The sequence below is a fragment of the Desulfovibrio sp. SGI.169 genome, assembly GCF_050313595.1.
In the GTDB taxonomy this organism is placed as follows: domain Bacteria; phylum Desulfobacterota; class Desulfovibrionia; order Desulfovibrionales; family Desulfovibrionaceae; genus Desulfovibrio.
In genome coordinates this window covers 1-1,309 of record NZ_JBNPLS010000072.1, presented here as the reverse complement: position 1 = coordinate 1,309, position 1,309 = coordinate 1, and the positions used below count along the sequence as shown (strand labels likewise).

Sequence of the window (1,309 nt, the reverse complement as noted above, 5' to 3'; positions counted from 1 at the left end):
GGAGTGATTCCGACCAGCTAAATGTTATGGAATGGTTTATGATGAGAAAAGACAATCAATCTCTCCCCATCTTCTCAATTTCCATCTCAACGGCTACCAGCATTTCACTTGCTTTCATACCGAGCGCACGGCTCAAAAAGAACAGGGCGTTGACGGTAGGCCGCTTCTCCCCCTTTTCAAGCTGAATCAAATACACACGTTCAAGCCTGGCTGCTTCGGCCAGCTTTCGCTTGCTGAGATTTAGCTCTTCCCGTTTAGCCTTTAGGATTCTTGCAAGAGCTTGATTTAGCAGAGGATAATCTTCCATTCCATTAGAATACTCGAAAAGACTTGACCCTCATATGTAACCATAGTAAACACTGTTGGAACAGGCCAGCTAACACCTAAAAACCAAGGAGAAAATCATGCTTCGACGCGCACCTCTACTTTTGGCCTTGGCTACGGTCCGTTCTTGCCTCTTTTGCTGGTGCAAAAGCAGAAGAAGCCAGAGGGCCAAAGATTTTTGGTCTTCAAGTTGGTATGCCGTGGGAAGAAGCAGTTCAAGTAGCAAAGAGCTATGCTGAGAAACATGGCCTAAAAGTAGAGGAAGACCCTAAAAATTCTTTTGCACAACTAGTTGTATATAATGAAGGAAATAATAATTATATAAATAGATATATATGTTTACAGCATAAAAATTCTGGAGATTTACTTCCATATCTAACAGCAATGACTTTTTATCCAATAGCATTCAATGTTGGTATGATAGATGCAGATAAAATTAGAAAGATATTTGATAGATATGATATTCCATTTGATAAATCTCGACGTATTCCTTCCGGATTGCGTTATGATAACGGAGATGAAGGGTATAACGTACTTTTTACGTATCGTCTACCACTACAACCATTGAGTATAGAATTAATTCAAAAATCATCTGAAATGACATTAGAGTAACATCTATAATGAGGTAAACATGGCATACGAACATGAAATATGCGCTAAAAAGATTCTCATAAGCATAAAACGACATGAAAAGGAGCGAGGAAAAACAATACGCCGTGCTTTGCTCTCGAAAGAGGACATAAAGCGTTGTGCTAACCGTGAGCAGCTAAAAAGCGCGTACATTGAAGATCTCACTATAGCGTTGTACGCCCTTGAGTGGTTGTCATACTACGATGGAGATATCTTTTACCTGATAGACTCCAAAGTCTTCAACGAAACGAGGGATTCGATTTCAACGGACAAGACAAGCAATCTCACCGACGAACAAACAGAGCAGGTCTACGAGGAGCTATTTGGCGATTAGCCTTTCCCTTTTCCTATCACC

General features: G+C 40.6%; 3 protein-coding genes. 2 read left to right on the top strand and 1 reads right to left on the bottom strand.

Annotated elements, in window-relative coordinates; genetic code table 11:
* Window positions 1-55: 55 nt before the first annotated feature.
* A complete protein-coding gene (locus tag ACQRA4_RS13775) occupies window positions 56-307 on the bottom strand; it encodes a helix-turn-helix domain-containing protein (protein WP_427823621.1) in 252 nt (83 codons plus the stop codon).
* Window positions 308-519: 212 nt separating this feature from the next.
* Here ACQRA4_RS13775 and ACQRA4_RS13770 point away from each other — a divergent pair, with 212 nt between their 5' ends.
* Together ACQRA4_RS13770 and ACQRA4_RS13765 are read left to right on the top strand one after the other, a co-directional pair.
* The gene (locus tag ACQRA4_RS13770) at window positions 520-936 is read left to right on the top strand and encodes a hypothetical protein (protein WP_427823620.1); all 417 of its coding nucleotides are present in this window, start codon (window positions 520-522) and stop codon (window positions 934-936) included.
* Between the two features lie 19 nt (window positions 937-955).
* A complete protein-coding gene (locus ACQRA4_RS13765) occupies window positions 956-1,288 on the top strand; it encodes a hypothetical protein (protein ID WP_427823619.1) in 333 nt (110 codons plus the stop codon).
* The last annotated feature ends 21 nt before the right edge of the window (window positions 1,289-1,309 follow it).